This window comes from Leptospira bouyouniensis, from assembly GCF_004769525.1.
Classification (GTDB): Bacteria; Spirochaetota; Leptospiria; order Leptospirales; family Leptospiraceae; genus Leptospira_A; species Leptospira_A bouyouniensis.
The window spans coordinates 212501-238443 of record NZ_RQFT01000012.1; the positions used below are offsets into that span (position 1 = coordinate 212501).

The following is a 25943-nucleotide window of genomic DNA, read 5'->3' on the forward strand; positions in this document are numbered from 1 at the left end:
ACCTCGACGGGCATGAATGAAACCTGCTTTTTTTAATTTTCCAAGTAATAATCGAATAATTGCTGAATTGGTGCCCACAGATCTAGCTATCTCTTCGGAAGAAGCTCCACGACCCATTTCCAAAATGGTTAATATATGAATCGCAACGGAAAACCTACTTGGGATGGACATGAGGACTACTTGTAACTACAAATATTACAAGTCTATTTAATGGCAAGCATAAATCTTATTCCTTCACCCTTTATTCGTAAAAATAAAGAAAAAGATTATCTATGGATGCCTGAAAAAAAATTGGAATGCATTTGAAATTGCAGAGAATCTGACTTTATAAATTATTTTTGGTGAATTCCGATACTAAGGTTTACCACAAAGGAGCTTAGTAAGAGTTTTCCCACAGCCAAGTTCTCACACTTAAAATCGAGTTCCAGATATTCAGAATAGATAGCTCATTTTGGAAATCCAGTCTGCTTAATGGTGAATATATTTTTAGTATCTGAGCTTCAACATCTTTATACAAGTGATCCATCTCATTAGCCCTTGTGTTTTGTCCAGTTTGTATCAGAATGAAGATTTTTTTATCATTTAAATATTCTGAACTTGCTGTATGGTATTCAAATATAGACTTTCGAATTTATCCTTTATTTAATTCTGATTGCGACTTACCAGAAATAAAAACTGTAAAGAAAATCAAATTTATAATTTATTTTGCAAATCTAATGTTCGATTCGTTGATGAATCAGTAAGTAACGATATCTATATTTTTATTAATACATATTCAACTCTATAAAAATTAGGATGATTCAATTTGATTCTCAAGGATTGAAATATTGAATCATCTTTGGCAAAAGTATTTTTGTATCTACCATATGATCTTGTTTTGGGAAGCTCTGTAATTCGGAGCTTTGAATTGTTTGATTGAGTAAATTCGAAACTATCTTCAACTCATTTGGGCTTTCTTCACCATAGGCAATACAAATCGGTACTTTAATCTCCGCTAGTTTTTTCACTGGCGCTTGATTTTCGGTGAGGGTTATATCATACAATAAAGTTGGAGCCAGTTGCACAGTTCTTTTCCAACCAGGAGTTAAGGGTAAAAAAAATGTGAATATTTTTGGCATACCAATTGAGACTAAAAATTCACTAATTGCTTTTGAGTTCTTTCCTTCAACGAGTAATGTTTTGATTTTCTCTTTTGTCGTCCGATATTCTTGGTATTCCTTTTCGTTGGAAACATAGGGTGGATCATAGATATAGATCTTTTTTATCTTACTCGGAATCTTTAAAGCAGCCTCCAAAGCTAATATGGCCCCAGATGAGTGACCGTAAATATATGCAGATACTCCTGCTGAATCTATCAGCGCTTCGATATCCTCAATTTCTGACTGGACTGAATATGTCTCTGTATCACCGCTATCTCCTCTTCCTCGCCTATCGTAATTATAAACAGTGAATGCCTTACTTAAAATCTTTGTGTCATCGATGATGGGTTGAAACTTTCTATGACAAATGGCTCCTGTAATAAAAATAAGGGGTGGTCCAGAACCTTTTTTTTCGAAGGCGATAGCCGTTCCATCTCTTGAAATTACTTTTTCATAGGTATTGTTTTCATTAGTGGCCGTGTTACAGGAAGCGCTTGTAACGGCAATGGTTACACTTGTCAGTGTCGCCAGTAAGTTTCTGATTTCTTCGTTCATAATTTCTTCCCTCTTTTGTAGAAATATTTGACTTAAATTTGCAAATAAGATTTATAGTACTAGACCGTCTAGTACTATAAATGATTACATTCATTTATCAGGGGAACGTTTGTCAAGTTTTTATAGTGAATAAGGTTGGATGAATGAATCTGTATGATGAGAAACACCAATTAATATTGAATACAGCTACCCAGGTTTTTCTAAGAAAAGGGTATCTTGCTACTAACATGGAAGAAATAGCAACAGAAGCCTCTGTATCCAAACAAACAGTTTATAAACATTTCACAAGTAAAGAAGCCTTATTTATAGAAATTATTACCAATCTTACTTCGCGAAAAACAGAGGAATCATATAATACTTTACCAGTTATAGATGCAGTTACGGATGTAAGAAAATTCTTGGTTGATTATGCTTTAGCTGAACTATCGACATTGCTGACACCTGAAGTCATTCAATTGCGAAGACTAGTCATCGGAGAAGCAGAGAGGTTTCCTAATTTGGCAGCCATTTATTTTAAAAATGGACCACAGGTAGCTTTTGAGAAACTATCTGAACTATTCGCTCATTTTTGTAAACGCAACTTACTTCAAATTGCTGATGTAAAAAAGGCAGCTGAAGATTTTAATTGGATGATTTTATCAGCTTATTTAAACAAAGCAATGTTTTTAGGGGACTCTAGTTTGCCAAAATTGAAAGAAATGCGTAAACATGCAGAACACAGTGTATCTATATTTTTAAAATTCTATGGAAAAGTTGAAAAGTAATTAACCTATCGAAATATTTTAATTAAAGGCATTTTAATTTTTATTTAAAAAAAACGATGTTGGAGAAATTCTGAACCATGCCATTTCTCGGAATCAAACAAAACAAGCTTTCACTGAAGAATTGATAAAGGATTATTTATTGATATTCGATTGGGAAAATTTTGTACCATCTGTTACACCGGAATTTATCCGCCATAGTGTCACTAATTTGAGAAATTCAATTTATATTCTTAGTTATTTGGTGCAATTAGAGATGTTTTAGAGCTTACATCTAATACAAAAATTATCTTTTCCAACCAAAGAAAGGAGGCAAAGTAAATCCTTTACGGATTTGAAAATGGATATTCATTGAAAAAGAAGAGGAAGTTCTTTTTAATGAATTTGAATTCAATCTGGACAAAAAAGTTGATCCATTGGCAAATAGTATTAGCGAAATCCACCCCTTTATTTAGCTAAATAATACCACTCTCTCGCTCAAAGCCTGGTCGAGCTAAAGTTACAGATTATTTTCTTGTAGAAGAAATTGTCCGTGAAATTCGAGAAGAATCAAAAACATGCAGTTGTGGTCATACACTTGAAACATTTGGATTCGATACAATAGACACGATAGAAATCTTTTCTCCAGAAACAGAGAAAAACAACCATTTGATTTCTATAAATTCCAAATTTAAATACAAATTTTTTATGATAAACTACAAAAGATAAAGGAAATTCCAAACCGATGCAATTGGGACATATCATGTAATCTCAAAATAATTTTAAACAATCTCTCTCGCTGGTTGCTCGATTCATGCTTGCAAAAAGTTTTTAGAATTACTTAATGCTAATAAAAAAAATAATGCGGCAACAAAAATTGTAAATCTCATTGCTACGCTATATAAAATGAGAACAAAATGGAATTTTATTATTTGGAGAAGCGAGTGGTTAAAAATCCGCCAAATAGAAGATAGGTTAATCGTAGATAGAATCATAACATTTATGGAAAGTGAAATTAGATGCACATTGCTTAACCAACTGTATGCCAAGGCTTAAAAAAACATAAACTTACAATGTGATAAACTTTTGGTTTTCCTCGAATATCTCGAAACTGCTTTTGACACAAATCTTGTGGAAAATGCGATTCGACTATTTGATATAGGTCGTAAAAATAGTTTATTTTCTAAAACATCGAAAGTAGCAGAAGTAGGCGAATTTTCTACTCGCTCATTAAAACAACAAGGGCAAAGGATCTTTACACCTATCTAAAAAATTGTTCACGATAGTAAAGGAAGCTCATTATCCACCAATTGCCGATATGCGTTAATTAGGCGGATATGGCAAAAGGAAGTGAGATGATATAAATGAAACAAAAGGTCCGGTGAAAGATAATTATCCAAATTGATAACCATTAACATAAGCAGTTTTTGCCGAAGAAAAATAGTTAAATAATTAGAAATCAATTTAAAGAAAATCGATCTGGTGAAAAAAGTAAGCTGAAAAATTTCAAACATGACATTTGGGATAGGCACTAGTTCTCACTCATGACATCTAGGACATGGCAAAAAAACATAGATCGTGTTACCTTTCAGAGCATGAAAACGCTAAAACAATCATATAGACATTGGAACCGGCTTTGCCATAGAACAATTGACATTGCTCTTCGGAATTCTCTCGTTCTACTGACGATCGGACTCTCACTCTTTCTCTTACAATGTGAAGGTAAATCGGCAGAAGGAGAGTCTCATTTGATTCCCATCCTAATAGCGAAAGAATCCGACACAACATCAAAACTAGGTGATGATCAAGGTGGATCAGGGGGAATAGAGCCTATTGGAGTAGACGATCTTCCGGCAGGTATTCCTCTTCTCAACGAGATTACTTATTTTACCAATGATGCTAATCCAGCAGACGATCCTTATTCCACAAAAGGTTTGCTCCAATTCCCGAAATCGAGTGTTAGTTTTCAAAAACCTGTTCCAGCTAATACGGAAGTTATACTCTACTTCGGAAAAAAAAATATGGTATTGCATTCCGATGGAACGGTGACGAATGCACTGCAATCTATCAAACGAACTGCTGCCAACTTTAGTGGTCACACTTATCTTACCGATGCGGACAAAAAAATAAAAGTGTTCGTTGTGGCAAAGAATGAAATTGGAATGTCCACAAAGCAACTAACAATAGGACACCCAAGAAATTGTGCGAATGCAGTGAAAATTCCTGCAACAATTGGCGATTGTAATGATCATTGTTTTGATGTAACAAGGGTAGGTGATACAATTGAAATCACTGCAAAATACAACCTTACTTTTGATGGTATTTCTTTACACTTAGACTTAGTCGGAGTAAGTCCACGAAGTCTACCGGAAACAATAGCCCCAACTGCTGATTTAGAGATTCCAACTCCTATGATCGGGCTTCACACAATCAAAACTAGTTTTAATATTCACGAAAAAGATTATCTTTGTACGAAAGTTCAATCCTTACTTACGTTGGATCAACCTTTGCGATTTGCAATCGCACAAGAATATATCAATATCCCTAATGATTGAACCAGGTCTTAAAAATTTCAGATCTGATTTTTTGATAAAAGAACAAATTTTCAGATCTGGATTTTATACAAACAAAAATAAAATATACATTTCGAATATTTTAAAAAAACAATTTAATTGGTTTGTTATTTATAATAAACTTTTTTCATTTCTTTCTACAATTCAGTCTTTGTTTTTACTTATTTTTTCTATGGGGATATTAACTAACTGTAGTTCCTCCCCATTGGAAAACATATGTGACCCAAGCTCCAAATCCTTTTCCAAAACTATAGCAGCAAAACTATTACTAGGTGACACAAGCTTCCATTGTATTTCTATGAATATATCAAATCTTAAAAGTTTTACTATTGGTGGAAAAATTTCAGGCCTTACAGGAGTTGGATTGAAATTGATTTTAAATCAGAAAGAAACGTTAATGATTTCCCCTGGCAGCACAGAGTTTGTTTTTTCTAGTAAGATTCCTATTGGCTCTGACTACGAAGTTAATTTTGCTACTCAGGCAGAGGGTGACTTCTGTGAACTGATAAACTCGATAGGAAAGGTTGGCAACAAAAACATACAAGATATTGAAATCAATTGTAAGGCTTCTTGTATAAAATGCATCATATTTGTAACTCAGAATGGCTACCCTGCCAATATTGGGAAAGCATCTAACTTTGATTCCAGTTGTCAGTCAGATCCAAACTATCCTGGCTCAGGTAATTTCAAAGCTATGGTTGTAGACGGAGTATCACGAAGAGCAAGTATAACATCAAATTTGGGGGACGGTCAGATCGATTGGGTTTTTAAAGCAAACAATGCTTACATTCGACCAAACGGAATCAATATAGAAACCTCCAATCCAAATGGATTATTTACCTCAACTATTTCTACACCTATTACATCAATTACCTCTGACCATTGGACAGGACTCGAATTAGATTGGACAACGTTTTTAGATGGAGCATGTTTAAAGTGGACTACAAACTCTGCTTCCGAATTGGGAATCGCAGGAGATGCCTATACTCAAGATATATTGACGCTCACAAGAGGCAAAGGTCTACAACACTGTTCCATCAATCGCCAGTTAGTTTGTGTTGAGCAGTAAGAAAAGTATAAATATTAAAATTTAATATTTATTTATCAGAATTTCCTTCCAATAACTTCTGTTTTGATAAAAACACTGTCAAACGTTGGAGTTGGTCTTTTGCGGTGGAATTGGATTCAGGAAGTACTTTGGAATAAATATTCTTCAAATGATTACGCAACGTTCCATCCGATACATTTAGAATCAAACGAATGAAAGAACGGCTATGCCCTTCCGCAACCAATTCACAAATACGAAGTTCTTGTTTGGATAAACCAAAGTCCCCAAGATTCAATGGAAAAGTAAAATTAGGCTTATTTTCTTTCAAAGATGATTTCAATAAATAAGCAAAGAATAATAGGCTGGATAAAGTAATTACAACCGATGTAACCATTTCCTTAAAAGGAAAAGTCGGAAGTATTCTTAAAACCAAAATCCCAACAAGTAACCCAACTGCAAGAGAGATCAGAATGGAAGCAATTAAACTATATAAGCTAGGTCTAGAAGTATTAAAACGATTCAAATAAATGGAAAGAAGCACGGAAAGTGTAGCGTCTACTACAGGATGTAAAGGAGGGAAATTTAATCCATACATAGGTAAAAAATTAGAAAAAAGGCCGAACCACCAAACACATAAAGCAATGATGAATGTCTTTCGATCAAAAAATGAATTCCAATCCAAAGGAAATAGAACAAAGTACAAAGATATCGCAATTGCAAGGAAATGGACGGAACCTCCAAGAATGCCGCCGAAAACTGTAAGTAAAGGGGCCATTCCGAAAGAAAGTAGTGCAAATCCATAAACGAAACTTTTTGGCAAGGAAGAACAGAGTAAATCTACTGAAAGAGCATAAATAGCAATGGCTATAGTGGCCTTATTTAATAACTTCCGGCCTGTACAAAATGAACACAAAGCAACGAGAACAGGAGCCAAAAGAAAAAAAGAATGGCATTGGAAAATCCAAAATGCCAAACCCACACTTTCACTTTTCTCTGGTGCCAGGCAAAGGGCTGCGGTTGCTGCATTCTGAATCCCAATCGTAAAATAAAATACACTCAGCAACCGATGAAACCTGTGGTCACGTGCTATATTTTCAAGAAAGCAGCTAACGTTTGCCAAAGATGCAAATAATGGAACCAAAAAGAATATACTGGTCAAAAAAGATTCATCCTATTTATACAAATAGAACAACTACCTTAGTATATTTTCCAATCAATTTCGAAATTTCAACAACCTTGAAAAGTCCTAAGCCTTTTATTTGGTCCTGTCTCAGAATCAAGAGAGGAACTTTTGTCCTTGCAAAACAAATCTCATTACCAAAATCCAGAAAGCTTAAAGGCGACTTGATTTTTACAAACCAATGCTTCAACCTAATCGCCATAAAACGCTGCACCTTACCCAACTGACATTATGATCTCCCTTCACTGCCAAAAGAGCCATTGGCAGGATTTTCGATCTCAGAAAGGATCCATTGTAGGACTTGTTTAGCCACTGCTTCGGGACTTAGGAATGTAGTATCTATGATTAATGGTGGATGCCAAGGTAGGGTGTGGCTGGCAAGGCGATCCCAACACATCTGATTCCATGCGCCCTTGTGGATGACTTCAGAATGAGCTAAGGGATTTGTAATGTGGATCCGCATCCACGTGGCAAAGGCTTGGTGGTGAAGATGATGTTCGTTGTCGCCCCGAGCAAGAAGTCGTGCCGACTGAACTTCAGGGGATGCATCGAGCAAACAACCTTTTAGGCCTGTGAGCCTATGCCCAGATGGGGAGGCGATAATCTCGGCAGGGGGAATGGGGTCCCCACAGAGAAGTGTGTGTTTACCAAGATTCTGTTCCCTGAGGGCCCGTCGGACCACCTTTTCAACGGCCTTTTGTCTCCAGAGGACTGTCCACTGAGGGGGCCCTGCAATGTCACCTAATTCGCAGGACCAGAATGAAGGCGGCAAGAAATTAAGGAGTGTTTGCCTCACTGTACTTTTTCCCACACCGCTAGCACCGGTTACAAGGAATAGCATAGGAACCTCCAAAGAAAAAGATACGTCCCTCTAGCAAACATTGCAGACTTAAGGATGTTGCTAAAAGAAGACTTACTTTCAATCATAAAGATCCTAGTTATCTTTGAGGTATAAGTCACGGAGCTCAAGGAATTTTATGAAAGAGAACTGACATTTTGTGAAGTCCTTGATCATATTACTTCTAATGTGTCTGATCATATTTCTTTCATTTACTTCCCTTTTGGAAGGTATTGTCTCAGGAGTCCATTAAAGATCTCAATTGTTTTCATCGAACTTTGGTTTTGTATCGAGGTATCGATTGTATCAGAATTGAACCTTAAGTTTGTTTTTTTGTGAAAGTTGGGTTCACTTTTCGTTTGTAGTAAGGGGAAAGTTCTCTTTTGATTACTTCATTAGAAGTTTATTCGAATTGGATTCCGATCGAGATGAGGCGAAGGAAAAGTAGATACAGAATAGTTAAGAAAAATGTTATGAATGTGGCATTGAGGATTTTTTTTTGGTAGGGATTTTTATTTTCGTTTTCTTAACTTTTTTCTTTGCGGGCGGAGATTTTTGATTATAATCGAGTGATAATTGAATCCAATATTCAATTTCTTTTTTTGTTTTTATATCTTCTTCGTTAACGTAAACAAATCCTTTCATCAGGTGTCCGTTATGGATCATCTGGCGAGCTTTTTTCTTCGAAAGAATGGATTCAATTGTTTCAGGATCGATCCTACACATGATTTCATCATTTCTGATGCAGATGCACATTTTACCGTTCACCATAAAGCATAAACCGCCAAACATTTTCTTCTCTTCTACATTCGTCTGTCCTTCCAAAGACTTTCTAACCCGTTCTAATAATTTCTCATTGATTGCCATATTTTTGAAAGATATAAAATCTATTTCGAAAAATGTAAACTGATTTTAAAAAAAGGAAACCGCGTTAAGATGATCGTTTTACTTTTGCGAGAGGGATAGTAAGGGCGCGATAGCGGTCGCAAATTGCGACCGAAGCCCTAAATAGCCCGACCCCAAATTTCTGATAAAAAGTTACCTGATTCGAATCCATTTTTGGTTATGAACCTACTCAATGGGGGCTCGCCCAAAATCAACGTAACTCTTGAGATTGTTGTTACGCGACGATTTACATTGTAAAAGTTAAGTCTGCTTCTCCCTTATCCTTTGATTCACTTTGTTACTCCGGGGTCGAGTTCGATCAATAGATTGCTGAGTAACGAATCGTATCGAAGCATCGATGATAAACCTCGCTAATACTAGAGGTTTTTTTATACATTCACAATTGGGTAAATTGCAAGTTTTCTGCAAGGAATCTATGCAATGTTCGTCATACGCAAGGTTATTATCAAAACTCTAGATATTATCCTAGTAAAGATTTTAATACTATGTATACCGCTTTTACAACTCGAGTTGCGAAATTATTAGGTTCCAAGGTATTTTTGATCTAAAACAAGAATTAAACGAAACTTAGCAAGCAATAACTTCAATTTTGTCGATCACGTCCTTACGAAATGTGGTATTAAATCATATGTATTTTTTGTGGATTGCGAGTGACTGCTGATGGTTGATCTAATTGCTTTAGAGAGTTATTTTTTTCGAAATATTTGAAAACATAAAGAGATTCAAGTATCGTAACAGAAAACTTTGGAATCATTACCGTAGAAAACATCCAAATCTTTAAATTATAAACGTTCGTTTGGCTAGAAATGGAAAAAGACTGAAATTGATCCATCTGTAGCAAAATTTTATACAAAATATATAAATAATTCATTTAACAGAGAAACATTTTTCATCATTTTTGCTAATTTATGTTACATGAAAGAATTGCGATTTGACAGGGATTTCAAATATTCAAATAATGAGCGTTAACTTTTAAATTGGTGTTCTAAAATGAGAAAAATCCTTCGCTTTGTTCTTTTATCAAGTATGCTTATTATTTCCGCAACTAGTTGTACAACTAAGTCGGATAATAGTGATTCCCTATCTTTGCTTTTACTTGGGTCACTGGGTACAGCATCTAGTTCAAATGAAGACTTAAGTTGCCAAAATAAAACACTCAATTGGACAATTCGAACTCCTGCGGAAGCAAATCAATGGACTTCAATCACTTAGGGAAATGGACTTTATGCTGCCATAGCACAAAGTGGTGTCAATCAAGTGATGACTTCTCCTGATGGAATTACTTGGACTGCCCGCAATATCCCGCCAACATCAAATGCATTTTTATCGATTGCTTATGGAAATAACCTCTTTGTCGGTGTTGCAGCCACAGGAACAAACAACAGAGTGGTCACTTCTTCCGATGGAATTACTTGGACTGGAAGAGAAGCGTCTGCTATCCGTTCATGGCAGTCTGTGACTTATGGGAAAGGTTTATTTGTCGCAGTTGGAAGTGGTGCTATTGATTCAGTGATGACATCTCCAGATGGAATTACTTGGACGGCTCGGGCAGCTGCAGAAGCTAACCAATGGGTTTCTGTCACTTATGGAAATGGTCTTTATGTTGCAGTTTCAGCGGATGGAACCAACCGTGTAATGACTTCTCCAGATGGAATCACTTGGACAGCACGGACAGCTGCAGAAGCAAATGATTGGAGATCTGTTATTTATGCAAAAGGTATTTATGTAGCGCTTTCACTTGGTGGGACAAACCGTATTATGGTTTCGAAAGATGGAATCACTTGGACAGCACACGCTGCACCAGAGCAACTTGGCTGGAAATCGCTCGTTTATGCTGATAAACGTTTTGTAGCAGTCGCTTATAATGGACCTTCTAAAGTGATGACCTCTACTTGCGAATGACCGTATACTGATTGTGTTCGGGGTGATCTATTAAATTTTAAAGTCTTAGAACGATCCTTTTTTAATAAGATAAAATAGGATCGTTGAAAGAATTTTTCGAGTATCCGCGACGAGAGCATTAATGTTTGTTATCTGCAAGTCGAGATGAAATACCCAGTCTACTGAATGGCAACTGTCAGTTAAAATTGTGAAAAGTATTTGATGATATCTCTTATTCAGGATAGCAGATTGTTTATAGAAAAATTAGGTTCCATTGAACTCCACCAGGACTGACTGTCCCTAGTGACGTGAGTTCCCCTGTCGTTTGGTTTACGCTAAATTGAAGCAAATTTCCATTATTATCCGCTACATAAGCGAATCGTCCAGATGGATCGATAATCATGTAACGTAGACTTCCACCAAGTCCAGACTGCTTAGCGGAAAATGAAATTTTACCAGTATTAGGTTCCACCGTATAACAAGAAATTTCACCTTCATTGATGTGGAGTAAATATAAAAAATTCCCACTAGGATGGATCGCTGTCCCATTTGTACTCAACCCATGGTAAACAGAATCCACAAAACCCATTTGTCCTGTATTGCTATCAAAACTTAGTACAGTAACAGAGAGATTGGATGCAACATATAAGTATCTACCTTTCGGATGGGTCGAAACAAAACCTGAACCGCCATCGGAAAAACTAGGGCTGATTCCTACTTGGGATAAACTTCCATCATTATAGTTGATTCGATAGGAGACAATTTCAGTTAAGTTAGGACTGATATAAAATATAAAATTCCCATTACGTGAAATTTGAATCATATTGTGGGGAACGAAAGTTTGGTAGGCAGTGAGAAAACTAAGAGTGCCATCAGAATTGATGGCAAAAACTCGAATTTCCATATTCCCTTCAGATGCAAGGTATAAAAACCTTCCATCGGGTGTGATTAAAAAATTTCTCGGTGAATTCCCCGCAGAAGTTGTGGGGGTCGCATTGGCAGAAAGAGCGCCCGTACTTTGGTTGATTAAAAATTGTGAGAAAGACCCATCGTAAAGGTTTGCAGCAAACAAAAACTTGCCTGATGGATCAGAGCCTATGCCTGTAGGTCCGTTACCAGTTGGATTTGTTCCAACAGGAGAAAGGAGACCTGTTGAGTTGTTCATTGTCAAAAATCCTACAGATGAAATTAAATCCAAAGTAGTATAAACATATCCAGTATACACAGTGATATCGGAGCTAGCACTGGTCCTTCCATCAGATGTTGTGGCTGTGATCCAAACTTTTCCGTTTCCAATGCTTTGGACTAAACCATTGGCATCGACTGTTGCCACAGAGCTATCGCTACTTGACCATTGGAAAGTAGATTCAGTTCTCATACCGTAAAAATAATACTGTGCTTCGAGTTGCAGGCTGTCTCCTTTGTGGATACCTGCCCAACTATGGTTCAGTTCGACTACCTGATTAGAACTGGCAAGTAAGGCAAAAAGGCCAAACAACGATTTGGATGACGGATCTTTGGGTGGAAAAAGGAGATGATCGACAATGGGATTAAGAAGGCAGGCGTTGAAGGAAAAAAGGCAAAAAAGTAAGTAAAAAACTTTCTGAAAATTTTTGATCTTCGGGGGATATAATTGATGAGAACGATTTGTTTTCATACCAATCAACAAACTTAAAAAATGCGGATGTGAGAATCTGTCATTCCTAAAATTTAGAGGAGCTAACAAACTGAACAGATTTGACTTAAGTTTAGCGCCAGGGATTGCAGTGGAAATTGAAGCGAAGCGAAGATTGGAACGGAAAGCCCGGTCGTTATAAAACCATTGCTTATTTTGAGAACAATTTGAGGCGCACTGAGTGTAATGAACCATTCCAAAAGGAAGCTAAACTCATGAATTTACGATGATCCATGTTTTTCAAAGTTGGGAGAATAGGAAACTTTTATACCATCGGTAAGTTCCTATGACCTGGTATGGCATAAAATTGGATTCATTACGTTCTGAAATATATACTGGAACGACTGATTGGCACAAATCCTTTATACTCTTGTTCCAAGATGAAAAAACAAATATGCGACCAAATTTATTTTTTTGCACAGGTAAGTAAATTAACCAAGACGATCCTGTTCTTTTTGTTTTTTATTTTGAATTGTAACCCTTCAGATTTACAAAATCCTAACGACGTTTATAGTCGTGAATTTAACGAAACTCAAATACTTGCTTGTATTTTGAAAGGTAAGGACTGTTTACCTTGTCCCGGGAATACTTACTTGTCCTATCCGCAAAACACTTACCTGTTGGGACAAAATTTCCCTGTTTCAATTAAAACGAATTTATGTGGTCAAATTTCATCTTGTAAGGTATCACCAGCTTTGCCGACGGGACTAATGTTACAGAATGATACTTGCGAAATCAGTGGTTCCCCGACGACTATTTCAAGTTATACGGACTACTCGTTTACTGCGACAACGAGTAGTGGGGAAACAAATACAAATTTACAAATTGGTGTTGAGATCGGATCCCTTGTTCATTTGAGATTTATGAATGGCTCTTTTGAGAATTCGGGCATCCAACCCTTAACACTAACAGCAGGTGCATCACTTACGATCATTACCGGATATGAAGGTGATACAAATGGAGCAATACATCTTAATAGTACAGATATTAGTTCCCAAATTGGGGGGGATAGTATGTTGCCAAGCGGGACCTTACCTCGAACTATTTGTATTTGGTTAAAACCTGATGCTCTCCTTGGATCTGGAGTTCAAGAATTGATTTTTTCTTATGGCACACTTTTTAGTAATGCTTGTGGGTTTGGTCTGCAAAATACAGCGGGAGTGACTGGTTTGTATTTTACTAGAGCGAATTTTAGTGCGAAACAAACATATGCACCACCTGCAGGTGTATGGACCCATATCTGTATTGTTTTTGACGGAACCAATTCCTTCTTTTATGTTAATGGAAGTTTTCTTGGGACACCTGCTACAACTGGTTCGGGTGCAGTTGATACGATCTTACAAAGAATTACTTTTGGAAGTTGGGGTGGTGGGTATCCTTACCACGGCGGCATCGACGGATTTCGTGTTTTTGGATCGGCTCTCAGTGCAACGTCCGTGAACCAAGTGTATCTTGGATCGCCAATATTAGGCCCCTAATGGTTGTTAGAGTTTTTTTCATCTCCAAATTGTCTATATTGTATGGGACTCTGGCCCGTTGCTTTTTTAAATTCAACATTGAAAGAAGTTTTAGAGCCAAATCCTGTCGCATAAGCAATGGAAAGGATAGACATATCTGGTTTGTCTTTTAAGATTTTTTTGGCATCGGCAATCCGAAATCCATTGAGGTAACTTCGGAAACTAACACCTAGTTTGGAATTGAGCAGTTCCGATGTTTGTTGGACAGTTAAACCAATCGCAAGTGAGGCAATTTCTAAATCTACTTTTTCATCTAAATAGGGTTTGGTTACTCGCATCCAGGATTCCAATTTCGCAAGTGACTCTTCTGTATTGACTGAGTTGAGTTTTGATTTCACATAACGAGTATTTTGTGTATTGTTTAAAGTGATAATCCGGTGAAGGATTTCATTTCTTTCACCTTCTAATGTTTCATATTTTTGTAAGAGGTTAAACAATAAGAAAAATAGATCGATTGGGAAAATGAATACTGCTGAATAGAGTAGGGGAGTGGAATACGGTAGAATTCCCAAAAAATAAAACATAGTATTGTAACTAATGATAAAATAAGATCCCCAGCTGATCAGAAAGAAAAGGATTTGTTTTTCTCCTTTGATATAATTTTTTAAGGCAGTGCCCAGTATGATTGGAATGGATATTAAATAAATATAGGTAGCAATTCTAGAAAAAATTTTAGTTGTATAGGAAGTAAGAATCGCCGGGATACAAAACAATGCAATGAATCCCATAATCAGTAATATTTTATCAATCTTAGGATTGTTTACTTTTGTATTTAAGAACATTCGCACAAATTGGAAGGAAAACGGAATGCCAAGAGTAGAAAATACTAAGATCGCTTTGTTTTGCCACCACGGAGATTCAGGCCACAAGACATCATATGCGTTTCCATATTGTCCATTGTACCAGAGAACCGTACATACAACATAACCTGCATAAAAGAAAAACTCACTTAAGCCAAAAGCAAAAAAATAAAACAACGCAAATATAAACATTACTGCACAGACTCCAAGGATGAGCCAAGTGATCGCTGTTTCGACAATCATTCGTTTGTTCAGCGATCTTTCGCTTAGAGAACGAATGGGAAAAGAAATTATTGACTTTGATTGGATTCGGATATAGAAGTAATCTCCTGATTTTTGTTTTGGAATAGGAAAACTAGGATAGAGTGATTCGGGTAAAATCCATTTTGATTTAGGGAGTGTGTCTCCTGTTTCAAAGAACCTGAATTCATTACCTTGTTCTGTATAATACAATCTAGCAAAGTCCAGGGCTTTCCATTCCAAAGAAAGGATCCTTCCTTGTGTAAGCCCATCATCATTTGTTTTCCCTCGAAGCCAAATGACATCGTTTGTGAAATTAAAAGATAGTTGGTTTTTTGAAAGTGGATTCCAATTTTTTAATTTTCGAATTTGCTCAAAGGAAATTTCCGCAGAAGAGTCTAGGTAATATTCGAAAAGATTGGTTACGTTTTGGTCTTCAGATCCAGTGGATGCACAGGTAGCTCCCATCATCAAAAGGAACCAAATGAACATACGGGAAATTTTTTGCATAAGACGTAATCATTGCATTCTTATTGTGGGACTGACAAGTCTTTTTGTGAAAATGGAGGAAATCAGTTAGTGAAAATTTGAATATCTGTATGAATGAATCAACTTTTCGAATCAATTGGTTGCGATTGTAATTAGGCTCAGTTGTAAATATACATTAATTTTGGTGACTCATATGGATTCGTTTATTTGGACCTATACAATTTTTAGTTTGTTATATTGAAATGCTAGCATAGGATTCAAAAGTATGGGAATCGAATGGAATTTGTTGTTTGGTGGAAATACATAACAGTAATTTTGAACTGAATGAAGGCATTAGGCAAGAGAACAATACAAAGCTAAGGCTCTAGAAATCTTGAAGTCGCATCATTCTAATCGCAAAGAATCTTGAGTGAATTTGATATCAATTCGTTTGATGTGATAACGATTGTATCTTTTTTTAAGGAAAATAAAACTTTTGTCTCGATTGCTGTTGGTTTTTTTTGGAATTTATTTTGTAAATTTATTTCATTGAATCGTATTGCTATTGTTTATTGAAACACTTAGTGGAAATGAATGAAGTCTTTGAAATGAAACTCTAAGGCTTCATGGAACCGCAAGATAAATATCATCGGTTTCAAGTATTTGTTTAAAAGGAAATTATTGAATTCCATTTTTACACAATAGTAAAAAGATTTTATTCGGAATAAATTCTAGGGAATTATCGACGTTTAAATTCCTTTTGATTTTTGTATGCAAGTTTTGTTGAATGGATATTTTTAAACTCATTTAGATTTTTTGAATTTGAATTTTGGCAACAACGCAAAAAAAGGCAAAATTCCAATTGTAAATCTCATTGTTTCGCCACTCTCTGTTAAAGAAAATAGAATTACTTGTAAAAATATTAAAATTAAAACCAAAGCATCCGTGTTGAAAATCACTAACTTAATAGAATTTTTGAATAACAAAAAAAACTGATAAAACAAGTATACATAACTTAAGAAACGAAAAATATAGAATAAAATCTTGATACATCCTTCTGGTTTTAAATTTAGCAATTCATATTGGTAAAATAAAAAATTGGAAATATTTTTGATCCCATGGATGATGCTGTCGGCTGGATGTTTTTTAATGTGAAGGAAAATACGAGAAAGTAAATAATTGCTGTTGTCTCTGTGTTCCATTGTATTGATATTGGGCCATCGTCCTGGACGAGTTGGTTTTGCATTTAACTCTTCAAGGGAGCGATTAGGCATTACTTGTGGCCAAGCTCTTTGAATGTTGTAACCTGAATGGTTAGTCATTGTGAGCTGATTGTGATTTTTATACAAATGTATATGATAAGGAAGGTTTAATAGTAAAATAGGAAGAATTGCAAATAAGGCGAAAATTGAAATGGATTTCTTACGTTTCAATAAAATAATAAAAAATACTAGTAATGGGATCAAAAACAGTAAGGCAAAAGGTCTCATGAATTCCAACATCGAAATTAAAATTCCGAAAAAAATGAAATGATATGATTTGGGTATTTGGCAACTTTCTATTTTTTTAAAAATTATAATTACGATCAGTAGTAGTAATGGAAAAAATATATCGTATGATTGAGGGTTTCCGATATGAATTTTTAATGAAGAAAAATAGAATATTACTGAAATTAAAATACTTATAAAAAATGCAAATGGTCTCTTTCGGATTAAAAACGGTGGTGCTGTGAATAAAAATACAAATCCAACACAATATAACCATTCGGTTACGACTCTAGTGTCACCGAATATCTTTACGCTAAAATATTCCAAAATAGCTAAATTAATTGGAATAGGGATCATGAGTCCCTTTAAAAAAAGTATGAAATTTGTTAAATCTTTTTCCATGTATTCTTCAATTCCATAGACATTCATCCATGAAATTACGGGAATTGCTTTTTGGTTTATAATATAATAGAATGCAGATGTGAAGAATGACGCGTAGGTAAGTTTAGAGATATTTTTTAAATAAATAGTTTTTTTTGACTTTAGAAATAACATTTTAGTCATATTTTTAATTTGAAAAAAGGGGAAATAAATTCCAGTAAAATTTTTGCATCATGAAGACTTCAAGTTCTGGTTTCATCTATTGAATCTGGGTGATATTCCTAAAACTTGCTTATTAAATGATGGGTAATTTCTAGTTTTAGTAATCTTTTAATTGTTCTAACTTATTCAATAACATAATGGTATTTGTGTATTGAATATTTAATCATATAATGAATCACTAGACCATACTTACTCCGTCTCTATAAAATAAAGAGTTACGAATTGATTTGAATGTCAGAATATAAAAATGACGAATTGTAGCTGGTGCATGTGAGAATGGAGTATTTAAAAAACAATAGAATGTTAATATAAATAGTATGATCGAATTCATAGAATTTACGCATTTAAAATTATGTTTAATATTTCAAGAAACAAAGTTTGTTGGCAAATTAATAATTTGAAAAGTATAAATAGCTTGGATTTATTATTTGGAATTCAATTCTTAGTTGTTGGTTTTTGATTCCGAATTATTCATTTTTTAAGAATTAATTTTGGTTTCGTGATTTATCAATGGTTGCATCCATTTAAAAGAAATATAATTTTCAATAGCAAAAAAAATCTTTATGAAATGTCCATCTTTCTTGCTGTATCGTAAAGTGGTGCGTTCATTTCTGGATCAATGATGTAAATGATCCTTTGTGTACTAGAAGTCTGTCCTGCAAGGTCAATCACTGCTTTTCGTTTGTCCATTCGAATTTCGTTGATATCAAAATCAGCAATACGATACTTGATCCCTTTTTTAAACAAAGGTTTGATGGTGCATAATCGTTGGATCTTTGGACGAGTTTGGAAGCGATCAACTTCTAATATTTTGCAGATATCAAAATGAGCCTGTTTTTCTGAATCAATAGATGCAGTGATGACGTAATCGCCCACATTGATGATGTTTTGGTTATTGGTCAAACTAGTACCGACATAATCAAGTAAGTGCCGAATGTTTCGATTGCTATAGGAAAAAAACGAATCGTTCACGATCATTTTCAATGCTGTTGCCGAACTGAAAGCAGGTCGCCAAGGTTGGTTAGTGGTTAAACTTGCATATTCGCTTGCAAGAGATAATATTGCGATATCTTCTTCAAAATTGACAGAATTTACATTCGATTCTTGGATTCGAAGTTGCGCATCAATATCAGCTACAATCATTTTTTTACTCGGATCTTTAATGAACTTATCTCTAATTACCATAAGTTTTCTAAATACCGTATTGTTGTCCGGGAAGTTATTGTTGATTGAGTTCCCGCGAAATGGTCGATGGTGGTTCAAAATAAGAGTTCGAATCTCTTGCGTAATTTCAGGCGCTGCGAGAGTCATTAAATAACTGATGATAGGGTGTTGTTGTATCGATATGTATTCTTCTTTCGTCAGATTCGGTTTGTCTGGAAGCACTAATTTTGAATAACCTATATCTGCAAGAAAACTCGCTGTCATGACTGAGAGATGGTCTTTTTTGTTAGGTTTATTATCATCGCCGACACCAATCTTTTTGGTTCGGACTTTCATTCCCATGGCAACTATCGTTCGTTTGGTCATGAGTTCCGATTCAACTGGTACACCCGCATGATTCAAAATTTCTAATATATTAAATAGTCCTGATTCAAAATCTGGATTACTTGTGAAGTCATCTAAAACTTTTCCAATTGATTTGTGAACTCGGAGTGCATGGTCCGAATTGAAAGCTTCTTTTTTTAATTCTAAAATCAGCGATTCGGTCTGTTTTGCAAATTCTGTCGTTTTGTCTGGATCAAAAAGTTTTGTGTTGCGAGGGTCTGCTGTATCTCCTGATGTGACTCGTATTTGTTTTGAGTCAGAGGTAAGGCAGTAGGCTCCCTGTAATTCAATCTTTAGAAGTTTAGCAAAATCCTCTTCTGTTGCGTTCTTTTTTTTTGCCATGATGAGCTTTCCATTTCGATCATAAAGATCGAGTGGGATGATTTTACTCTTACGGTAACTACTCAACAGATCATCATTGAATTCAAATTTCGCAAGTTGGTCAGTGGGAATTAAGGGAATATCGCTCAAAGTATGTTTTCCAAGTAAGGTACGATTTTCTAGTGCTATAGGACGAAATTATTTGCGTTAGAACAACGATTTTCCCATTTTTATCGATTGAATTTCTGCTATTTCTGATCCCATTTTCGCTTAATCTTGAATAGAAAGCAAGAGCAAATGTTTGATCATTTTTTCATTTCTTTTGCCATCTCATCCAATTGAATCATACTTCCGCCAGTTGATTTAGTTCCATTCGATATTAGTTTGGAAATTTCGACAATGTTGGTTGCATACTTACTCAGACATTTTGGTTGTGATTTTTGATGATTTTTCTGTTGCTAGTTTTTGGGCGTAAGTAGAATTTTCTATGGTTTTACTGGTTTTATAAATTCGAGTGTTCAAAATATCAATGGTTTCAATAGCTTTATCTATTTCTTCGACTTTGGAACCAACTCCGTTGTTTTTTATTAATGAAGCCAATTTCAATGCAAAGTTTTCCATTATTTCTGAAGATCAGTAGATAATTTCGTTACTCTTGCGAATCAATGGAACATTTTCCTGAATGATTTTTGGAATTTTTGGTTGTAGCATCAGCTAACTTCGATATTTCTTCTGCAACAACTGCAAAACCTCTACCATGCCCGCCAGATCTGGTAGATTCGATTGCTGCATTTAATGATAATAAGTTTACTTTAACAGCAATGGAATTGATCAAAGAAACAAAATCAGAAAATTGCATACTTTTTTCTTGAAGGATTTATAACTCACCAATTGAAAGGCGATATGTTTTGAATTTTCATTTGAATTGGTCCAAACGACTTTTAGGTTTTGTTAGATCTAATCGGTTTTAGCTCGGACAGTTCCATTGATGGCTTTTAGGTCATTCAATGACTGAAAGAAAGATTCTGATTTTAGACATTAAGCTTTTTGATTCCTTTTGTTTTACAATAATCAAGTATAGTAGAGTTCTTTTTTCAGTTGCTCCTACTGTTGCCCCATAGGTAACGTATAAAAATACCAACAAACAAAGAGTAACGCCTAATATAAAAACCATCTAAATTTCCAATGGGATTTTTATCTTGATGAAAATAAAAAAAACAGCTTTCAAAATAGAAGTTGTTAGAACGAACTCGATGAGTATACTTCTCAGGTAAGATAATCTGATCCTTTTTCCGAAATTTTGATCGAAAGTGTTGCAACGTTTGCTAAAGTAAGGATAGAAAGAAACGATAAAAAAATTCGTTTGTTGTTTCGTAACATCACCTCCATGAAGAAGTCATCGGTAATGGTTGTTGTATTTGTTTGAAACAAAAGTTTAACAAACAAACTGTACATTTTTTGGTATGGGAATTTATTCAGGAAATATTTCCGAAATGGGATCTCTTTGCAAGAAAGGTCCTAAAAGTCGACAATTGGTCGTACAATCGATATAGAAGTGAATCTCCAAATGAAGTCGGGAAGTTAGCCGATCATGGCCACGATAATTGACTTTGTGCCTTTGGAGCATCTTTGTATTCAAATGAATTCTGAATTCATCCATATTAAAAAGTATTTATGGATTGAAATTTTGAATCGTTTTGATACTTTATATTGATGATCATCGAAGGAATCACAAAACTTCCCATTAGTCATTTTTATCGCATGCCTCCAAGTTAACTGAAAATGGGAAAACATAAATGATTGTGATTTCTTCTTCGTGTTATAGAATTCCCATTTTTTTTAGAGACTCTATTGAAGGAACATCATTGATTGCCTTTCCATAATAAGCATATTCAATTTTTTTGTCTCTTGAAATGACAAATATAGCAGGCAACTGAGTTTCATTTCCTTCAAACTTTCCATGAAAGTGTCCATGGAACAAAGCTTTTATCGCTGTAACCAATCCTTTTGGATTTAAATAATCCAAGATACTTCCAGGTAAAACATTGTATAATCTGAAAAGCTCCGAATTTTTATCGCAAACAATAGTCAGTGGCCAGTCATTTGGTTCCGTTTTTGAGGCTACAATCTTTGGATCGCTTTGTAAAACCACGTATACTTTATAATCATCGGCTAAAGCAATGTCTCGTTTGATTTTAGCTAATTCGAATTGGCAGACGGGACAACCGATATAGCGTAAAAAAAATAGGATGGATGCTCCAGTTTTGGTAGGATCAAATTCTAATTCCCTTTCCCATGGTGTGTTATAAATAAAAATCGGAGCATTGTTGCCTTTTAATAGGTGATTTTGATTTTTCATAGTCTTCCTTGATGAGAGTAGTTTGTAATACATCAAAACTTTTTGGCTTTAGGGATTTGATTTTCCTGTCGCATTTATGATGTTATCGAAGCATTCTCTCAGCTTTTGCAAACTATTGCTTGAACGGACCTGCTATTGTGAAAAAGATCAAATAAATTGATGCCAAACATTTGTTTAAATGTTCGGCTCATGTGTGCTGAATCTGCAAATCCAGCTTCATATGCTGCCTCAGTAAAGTCCTTCCCACTTGTAATCATATGTATTCCATCTACTAATCTTTTCCAAAGTAAATATTTCTTGATGGACATACCAATTTGTATTTTAAATAAATGTTGAATTCTGCTTTCGGAAAGAGCGACTTGAGCTGCAAGTTTTTTAACGCTAATTTTTTTCTCTTCTACATTTTCTATGATATTTAGAATTTTTTTTATCCTTTCATCAATTTTGTTTACTTTGTTAAATTCTATATTTAGATGGGAGATAATTTTTTCTAAAACAATTGAAAGGTTTTTGTTTTCCTTGGCATCAGATTCAATAGTTTGAATCAACTTAGGATCAATGTTTATTTCTCTGTAAGGATTTTCTCCCAGTAAAGCATGAAAAGCTCTACTATGATTGGAAGCATTTTCGATGGAAATGACAATCTGTTTCCCTTTTCTTCCTATAAGCTTGTGATTACAATTTGAATTTATAATGATTGATTTTGTGGAGATTGAAATTTCATCAAACTCAACTGTAAAATCGTTATAAGCTGATAAAGTGATTTGAATGGCGTTGTGATTATGTTTTGAGGTTTCTATGATGGTACCAATAAAAATGGAAAGTCCTTTTGTTATGTATAACTTGGAGTGTTCTGCAATTTTCATATTTCGGTCTTTTGTGAAAATATCAATCGACAATCTTGAGGCGAAACTACTTTTTGTTTCAAGATTTTATACATTTTATGATTTATTTATAAAAGGTGAACTATGATTGACTTAATAGAAAAGATTGTAATGGAAACTTCCATCTCCTTTCGGTTCCTAATGCTAACGATGATAGTTTTGGGTTTACGACAAGTCAAATCTCGAGCGGTTCCTCCTGGACCAATGATTATTATATCATGTTTAATGTTGGGATTTTCATTTTATGGAATGGTTTTGGCATTTTCAGGTTCTGTTCTGTCTATGGGAGTATGGTTTTTTGCATTAATCTCAACATTTTTTATGTTTCGTAATTTAGATTACCCGAGGGATTGGAGTTTCGACCCAATGACTAAAAATCTGATTATACCAGGAAGCTGGCTTCCTTTACTTCTAATCATTTTTATATTTGCTCTCAGGCTATTTGTTCGATACCAAATACGAAATTTGTCTTCGCTGATTCATTCTTCTGTTTTCTTATTGTCAATTAGTTCTATTTATGGGTTTCTTTCTGGAATTTTTGCCTCTAGAACATGGCATGCATTTCAATTGAGCCGTCGGAAATGAAAGTCATATCAAAACGAAGATCCAAATCTGAATTGGAATAAAGATCATATTCCACTCATTTTCCATAAAGTTTGTAAGATAATCGTGATAAAGTTCGAAATGAGGTGGAACAGTCTACCTTATGAAAACTGTTAAGGTTGTTACAATAATGGCGTCTGCAAATTCAAAATTATAACGAAGAGGATAACTTTATTGATCTAAATTGTAAAGAACAACCATCGAAATGAGGCTCAATGGTTCCAAAAGTATGAATTGAACACTATAAAATGTTAGTAATGATAAAAGTGAGATTAGATAGAAAACGTGACAAATAAACCAACGTAAAGGTGAAGAATGGAAAATAAAAAAAAATTGGTCAACCAAAGTTGTATTTAAACGTACTTTTGTTATATCTTGTAGTAACCAAATAAGTAGAGTCATAATAAGGATGTGGCTGACATGACCACGAATTGTTCCATCATCGGGAGCAAAAACCATCACAAAGATATTTGTTATCAATGTAAAATTAATATAATGGTTAAACCAAATGGCAAAAGTAAGATGAGTTTGACAAACCCCCTGAATGCAATTAAATTTTGATTAGAGTATAATTTAAATTGGATTCCTTCCACTATTGTCATGGAAAGGATGATGATTATAAAAAATTTTTGACGGGAAACTGAAAGATAACAAACAAATGTGACAACTAATATGGAAATCGATTGGTTCAAGAGGAGTAAACCGGGATTCAATCCGATTTTTTGGATCGATTCGTCATCCATAAAGGTACCCTGAATTTAAATCCTATAAAGAAGAGTTTCACATTCAAGAATTCAATTGATTCCTATTTTTTTTAGCTGTTAAAACTTTCGCGAAAAATGCTAAGCCAATTGGTTTTTTATCGGTAGTGTGTTCTGGCTAGATTCGTTGTGACGTTCAAAGAATTAGAAAGAATTTTAATAAATGAAATAAATTGACTTTGTTTTTTGGTTCCAAAATCTATAATTAGGATAAATTTCGGATTAGAGATAAGGTATGTTTGAGACTAGGGGAAAGTATCAAATATAGAATTTACAAATCAAATCACGAAGGTATTAAGGTTCTTATGAAACTGAAAGATTGGTTTATGATGCAATTTGATGGAAGTGTTGATCCATCAATTCAAACTCTTCCTCTAGATACAAAGGTTAAGGATTGGGAATTAATTTTAACTTCCAACCAAAAGATAAGAATTTCGGATATTATCCAACGTGGACCTCTTCTACTTGTATTCATCCGTGGAACATGGTGTCCTTTTTGTCAAATTCATTTAAAAAATCTTTCCGAATGGGCAACAAGTTTAAATGAAAAAGAGGGGAATGTCATTGTTGTATCAACAGAACCAATCCATGTTTTAAAAAGTTGGTTAAATATTAATCCAATGAATTTTATTTTTGCAAGTGACTCTACTTTAGAACTTTCCCAATACTTCGGTGTAAGGATCCAACCGAACGACTTTGCGCAAGCGGCTACGTTTCTGATTGATTCTAATTTTACAATCCGATTGGCTTATAAAGGCAAACGAACGCAGCGTCATTTTGATGAAGTGGAGACAGTCATGAAAAAACAAGTATATGGTTTGAAAGGATAATCATTTTCAATTCATCTTTATTTGATTTAAGTATATAAGTTAAATGGAATCAAAACCAAGAGTGAATCGATATGAGTTTAATGACCCTTTCACGGGATCATATTTTTATTTTACGAATGATCTCGCACGTGATTTGGAGAAAGTTCTTTCCAATCCTACAGCAAATCGAATTTTTTGGAACACAGGAAAAGGAAGTTTCGGGTTTCGTTGTGATGATAAAAATGTAGTTTTAAGGGAAAATGAGTTTTGCACGCTCACTGCGTTGAATTATCTGGAGGTTCCTGATAATGATCAAAAAATCGCAGCAATTGCTTTTAATCGAGAATTTTATTGCATCAGGGATCATGATCACGAAGTTTCTTGTAATGGGATTTTGTTTTATGGTGCGCAAGATTTTTCAGTATTAAAGTTTCCTTCAGCTGATATTGTACCATTTCAAAAATTAACAGATCTTTTTATGAAGGAATTTCAGGAATGTGATTCCTTACATGGAGAAATGTTAGTAAGTCTATTGAAAATTTTGATTATTCGGCTAACAAGGATTGGGAGAAATCAAATAACTGCCATTCAAGGTGACAACCAAAGTATAGAAATCATTCGCAAATATAATTTACTTGTTGAAGAAAATTTTCGAAAGTGGAAGCAAATATCAGAATATTCTTTTATTTTAAATATATCTTCAAAAAAATTATCAGAATTGTTCCGAATCGCCAAATTAGATCCTCCTCTTCAGACAATCCATAAAAGAGTTATTTTGGAGGCAAAGAGAATGCTTTTGTTTTCTTTAAAATCGATTAACGAAATTTCCGACGAATTGGGTTTTGAGGATGCCAGCCATTTTAGTAAATTATTTAAAAAACTGACTGGAAAATCACCTTCGAAATTTCGGTCTCAGAAAAATTGACATAAATTAATTCCATTTTTCCATTGCAAGTTATACAAAGGAACGTATACTCATAAGCATGGATTTACTTTCGTAGACAAATG

General features: G+C 34.6%; 22 protein-coding genes and 1 pseudogene (1 of these 23 cut by a window edge). 9 read left to right on the plus strand and 14 right to left on the minus strand.

Annotated features, from left to right (window positions below; translation table 11 throughout):
• Nucleotides 1–171, minus strand: the start of a protein-coding gene (locus EHQ43_RS15200) for an Rrf2 family transcriptional regulator (protein WP_135771631.1). It extends 279 nt beyond the left edge of the window; 171 of the gene's 450 nt are visible here — the first part of the coding sequence; it begins with the start codon at nt 169–171; its stop codon lies off the left edge, out of view.
• A gap of 641 nt (nt 172–812) precedes the next feature.
• Nucleotides 813–1694: an alpha/beta fold hydrolase gene (locus tag EHQ43_RS15205; RefSeq protein ID WP_135771632.1), complete on the minus strand. Its 882-nt coding sequence runs from the start codon at nt 1692–1694 to the stop codon at nt 813–815.
• Between the two features lie 143 nt (nt 1695–1837).
• Between EHQ43_RS15205 and EHQ43_RS15210 the strand changes: the two genes are divergently transcribed.
• The 4 genes and pseudogenes from EHQ43_RS15210 to EHQ43_RS15230 all read left to right on the plus strand — a co-directional run bounded on the left by EHQ43_RS15210 (nt 1838) and on the right by EHQ43_RS15230 (nt 6076).
• On the plus strand, nt 1838–2458 hold the full coding sequence (locus EHQ43_RS15210) for a TetR/AcrR family transcriptional regulator (RefSeq protein ID WP_135771633.1): 621 nt from the start codon (nt 1838–1840) through the stop codon (nt 2456–2458).
• A 765-nt stretch (nt 2459–3223) separates the two neighbouring features.
• Nucleotides 3224–3703, plus strand: a pseudogene (locus tag EHQ43_RS19760) (IS66 family transposase).
• A gap of 326 nt (nt 3704–4029) precedes the next feature.
• Complete coding sequence (locus EHQ43_RS15225) at nt 4030–4989, plus strand: hypothetical protein (protein ID WP_135771635.1); 960 nt, start codon at nt 4030–4032, stop codon at nt 4987–4989.
• Nucleotides 4990–5305: 316 nt separating this feature from the next.
• Complete coding sequence (locus tag EHQ43_RS15230) at nt 5306–6076, plus strand: DUF1554 domain-containing protein (RefSeq protein WP_244242838.1); 771 nt, start codon at nt 5306–5308, stop codon at nt 6074–6076.
• A gap of 28 nt (nt 6077–6104) precedes the next feature.
• Here the strand turns inward: EHQ43_RS15230 and EHQ43_RS15235 are convergent, their stop codons facing one another.
• The 3 genes from EHQ43_RS15235 to EHQ43_RS15245 all read right to left on the minus strand — a co-directional run bounded on the left by EHQ43_RS15235 (nt 6105) and on the right by EHQ43_RS15245 (nt 8940).
• Complete coding sequence (locus EHQ43_RS15235; protein WP_135771636.1) at nt 6105–7214, minus strand: helix-turn-helix transcriptional regulator; 1110 nt, start codon at nt 7212–7214, stop codon at nt 6105–6107.
• Nucleotides 7215–7464: 250 nt separating this feature from the next.
• Nucleotides 7465–7917: a hypothetical protein gene (locus tag EHQ43_RS15240; protein ID WP_135771637.1), complete on the minus strand. Its 453-nt coding sequence runs from the start codon at nt 7915–7917 to the stop codon at nt 7465–7467.
• Between the two features lie 627 nt (nt 7918–8544).
• The gene (locus tag EHQ43_RS15245; protein ID WP_135771638.1) at nt 8545–8940 is read right to left on the minus strand and encodes a TfoX/Sxy family protein; all 396 of its coding nucleotides are present in this window, start codon (nt 8938–8940) and stop codon (nt 8545–8547) included.
• Nucleotides 8941–10239: 1299 nt separating this feature from the next.
• Here EHQ43_RS15245 and EHQ43_RS15250 point away from each other — a divergent pair.
• Nucleotides 10240–10881 (plus strand): DUF6242 domain-containing protein, encoded by a 642-nt coding sequence (locus EHQ43_RS15250; protein WP_244242839.1) that lies wholly within the window; start codon nt 10240–10242, stop codon nt 10879–10881.
• Between the two features lie 232 nt (nt 10882–11113).
• Here the strand turns inward: EHQ43_RS15250 and EHQ43_RS15255 are convergent, their stop codons facing one another.
• Nucleotides 11114–12358: a beta-propeller fold lactonase family protein gene (locus EHQ43_RS15255; RefSeq protein ID WP_244242841.1), complete on the minus strand. Its 1245-nt coding sequence runs from the start codon at nt 12356–12358 to the stop codon at nt 11114–11116.
• 557 nt (nt 12359–12915) lie between these two features.
• Between EHQ43_RS15255 and EHQ43_RS15260 the strand changes: the two genes are divergently transcribed.
• Nucleotides 12916–14013, plus strand: coding sequence for a LamG domain-containing protein (locus tag EHQ43_RS15260; protein ID WP_208731084.1), 1098 nt, complete (start codon nt 12916–12918; stop codon nt 14011–14013).
• Here EHQ43_RS15260 and EHQ43_RS15265 read toward each other — a convergent pair.
• The 7 genes from EHQ43_RS15265 to EHQ43_RS15295 form a co-directional block, all read right to left on the minus strand.
• The gene (locus EHQ43_RS15265) at nt 14010–15584 is read right to left on the minus strand and encodes a 7TM diverse intracellular signaling domain-containing protein (protein ID WP_135771865.1); all 1575 of its coding nucleotides are present in this window, start codon (nt 15582–15584) and stop codon (nt 14010–14012) included. The genes EHQ43_RS15260 and EHQ43_RS15265 overlap by 4 nt on opposite strands.
• Nucleotides 15585–16363: 779 nt before the next feature.
• Nucleotides 16364–17602 carry a hypothetical protein gene (locus tag EHQ43_RS15270; protein ID WP_135771639.1) on the minus strand — a complete coding sequence of 413 codons (1239 nt, stop codon included), beginning with the start codon at nt 17600–17602 and terminating at the stop codon, nt 16364–16366.
• Between the two features lie 609 nt (nt 17603–18211).
• Nucleotides 18212–19669, minus strand: a complete 1458-nt coding sequence (locus EHQ43_RS15275) for an HD-GYP domain-containing protein (RefSeq protein WP_135741447.1) — start codon at nt 19667–19669, stop codon at nt 18212–18214.
• Nucleotides 19670–19933: 264 nt separating this feature from the next.
• The gene (locus EHQ43_RS15280; RefSeq protein ID WP_208731086.1) at nt 19934–20119 is read right to left on the minus strand and encodes a hypothetical protein; all 186 of its coding nucleotides are present in this window, start codon (nt 20117–20119) and stop codon (nt 19934–19936) included.
• A gap of 49 nt (nt 20120–20168) precedes the next feature.
• Nucleotides 20169–20378 (minus strand): methyl-accepting chemotaxis protein, encoded by a 210-nt coding sequence (locus tag EHQ43_RS15285; RefSeq protein ID WP_135771641.1) that lies wholly within the window; start codon nt 20376–20378, stop codon nt 20169–20171.
• Nucleotides 20379–21338: 960 nt separating this feature from the next.
• Nucleotides 21339–21878, minus strand: coding sequence for a redoxin domain-containing protein (locus EHQ43_RS15290; protein ID WP_167481806.1), 540 nt, complete (start codon nt 21876–21878; stop codon nt 21339–21341).
• Nucleotides 21879–21976: 98 nt separating this feature from the next.
• The gene (locus EHQ43_RS15295; RefSeq protein WP_135771642.1) at nt 21977–22744 is read right to left on the minus strand and encodes an AraC family transcriptional regulator; all 768 of its coding nucleotides are present in this window, start codon (nt 22742–22744) and stop codon (nt 21977–21979) included.
• A 129-nt stretch (nt 22745–22873) separates the two neighbouring features.
• Between EHQ43_RS15295 and EHQ43_RS19870 the strand changes: the two genes are divergently transcribed.
• On the plus strand, nt 22874–23347 hold the full coding sequence (locus EHQ43_RS19870; RefSeq protein WP_425269656.1) for a DUF6622 family protein: 474 nt from the start codon (nt 22874–22876) through the stop codon (nt 23345–23347).
• Between the two features lie 494 nt (nt 23348–23841).
• Here the strand turns inward: EHQ43_RS19870 and EHQ43_RS15300 are convergent, their stop codons facing one another.
• Entirely contained in the window at nt 23842–24108 is a 267-nt protein-coding gene (locus tag EHQ43_RS15300; RefSeq protein ID WP_135741450.1) for a hypothetical protein, read from the minus strand.
• 323 nt (nt 24109–24431) lie between these two features.
• Between EHQ43_RS15300 and EHQ43_RS15305 the strand changes: the two genes are divergently transcribed.
• Both EHQ43_RS15305 and EHQ43_RS15310 read left to right on the plus strand, forming a co-directional pair.
• Nucleotides 24432–24956: a peroxiredoxin family protein gene (locus tag EHQ43_RS15305; RefSeq protein WP_135741451.1), complete on the plus strand. Its 525-nt coding sequence runs from the start codon at nt 24432–24434 to the stop codon at nt 24954–24956.
• Nucleotides 24957–24999: 43 nt separating this feature from the next.
• Nucleotides 25000–25860, plus strand: coding sequence for a helix-turn-helix domain-containing protein (locus EHQ43_RS15310; RefSeq protein ID WP_135771643.1), 861 nt, complete (start codon nt 25000–25002; stop codon nt 25858–25860).
• Nucleotides 25861–25943: the final 83 nt, after the last annotated feature.

Excerpts from the sequence above, each read along its gene's own strand:
- EHQ43_RS15205 (WP_135771632.1), bottom strand. The coding sequence starts at position 1,694 with ATGAACGAAGAAATCAGAAACTTACTGGCGACACTGACAAGTGTAACC.
- EHQ43_RS15210 (WP_135771633.1), top strand. The coding sequence starts at position 1,838 with ATGAATCTGTATGATGAGAAACACCAATTAATATTGAATACAGCTACC.
- EHQ43_RS15225 (WP_135771635.1), top strand. The coding sequence starts at position 4,030 with ATGAAAACGCTAAAACAATCATATAGACATTGGAACCGGCTTTGCCAT.
- EHQ43_RS15230 (WP_244242838.1), top strand. The coding sequence starts at position 5,306 with ATGAATATATCAAATCTTAAAAGTTTTACTATTGGTGGAAAAATTTCA.
- EHQ43_RS15245 (WP_135771638.1), bottom strand. The coding sequence starts at position 8,940 with ATGGCAATCAATGAGAAATTATTAGAACGGGTTAGAAAGTCTTTGGAA.
- EHQ43_RS15250 (WP_244242839.1), top strand. The coding sequence starts at position 10,240 with ATGACTTCTCCTGATGGAATTACTTGGACTGCCCGCAATATCCCGCCA.
- EHQ43_RS15260 (WP_208731084.1), top strand. The coding sequence starts at position 12,916 with ATGAAAAAACAAATATGCGACCAAATTTATTTTTTTGCACAGGTAAGT.
- EHQ43_RS15265 (WP_135771865.1), bottom strand. The coding sequence starts at position 15,584 with ATGTTCATTTGGTTCCTTTTGATGATGGGAGCTACCTGTGCATCCACT.
- EHQ43_RS15270 (WP_135771639.1), bottom strand. The coding sequence starts at position 17,602 with ATGTTATTTCTAAAGTCAAAAAAAACTATTTATTTAAAAAATATCTCT.
- EHQ43_RS15285 (WP_135771641.1), bottom strand. The coding sequence starts at position 20,378 with ATGCAATTTTCTGATTTTGTTTCTTTGATCAATTCCATTGCTGTTAAA.
- EHQ43_RS15290 (WP_167481806.1), bottom strand. The coding sequence starts at position 21,878 with ATGAAAAATCAAAATCACCTATTAAAAGGCAACAATGCTCCGATTTTT.
- EHQ43_RS15295 (WP_135771642.1), bottom strand. The coding sequence starts at position 22,744 with ATGAAAATTGCAGAACACTCCAAGTTATACATAACAAAAGGACTTTCC.
- EHQ43_RS19870 (WP_425269656.1), top strand. The coding sequence starts at position 22,874 with ATGGAAACTTCCATCTCCTTTCGGTTCCTAATGCTAACGATGATAGTT.
- EHQ43_RS15300 (WP_135741450.1), bottom strand. The coding sequence starts at position 24,108 with ATGGATGACGAATCGATCCAAAAAATCGGATTGAATCCCGGTTTACTC.
- EHQ43_RS15305 (WP_135741451.1), top strand. The coding sequence starts at position 24,432 with ATGAAACTGAAAGATTGGTTTATGATGCAATTTGATGGAAGTGTTGAT.
- EHQ43_RS15310 (WP_135771643.1), top strand. The coding sequence starts at position 25,000 with ATGGAATCAAAACCAAGAGTGAATCGATATGAGTTTAATGACCCTTTC.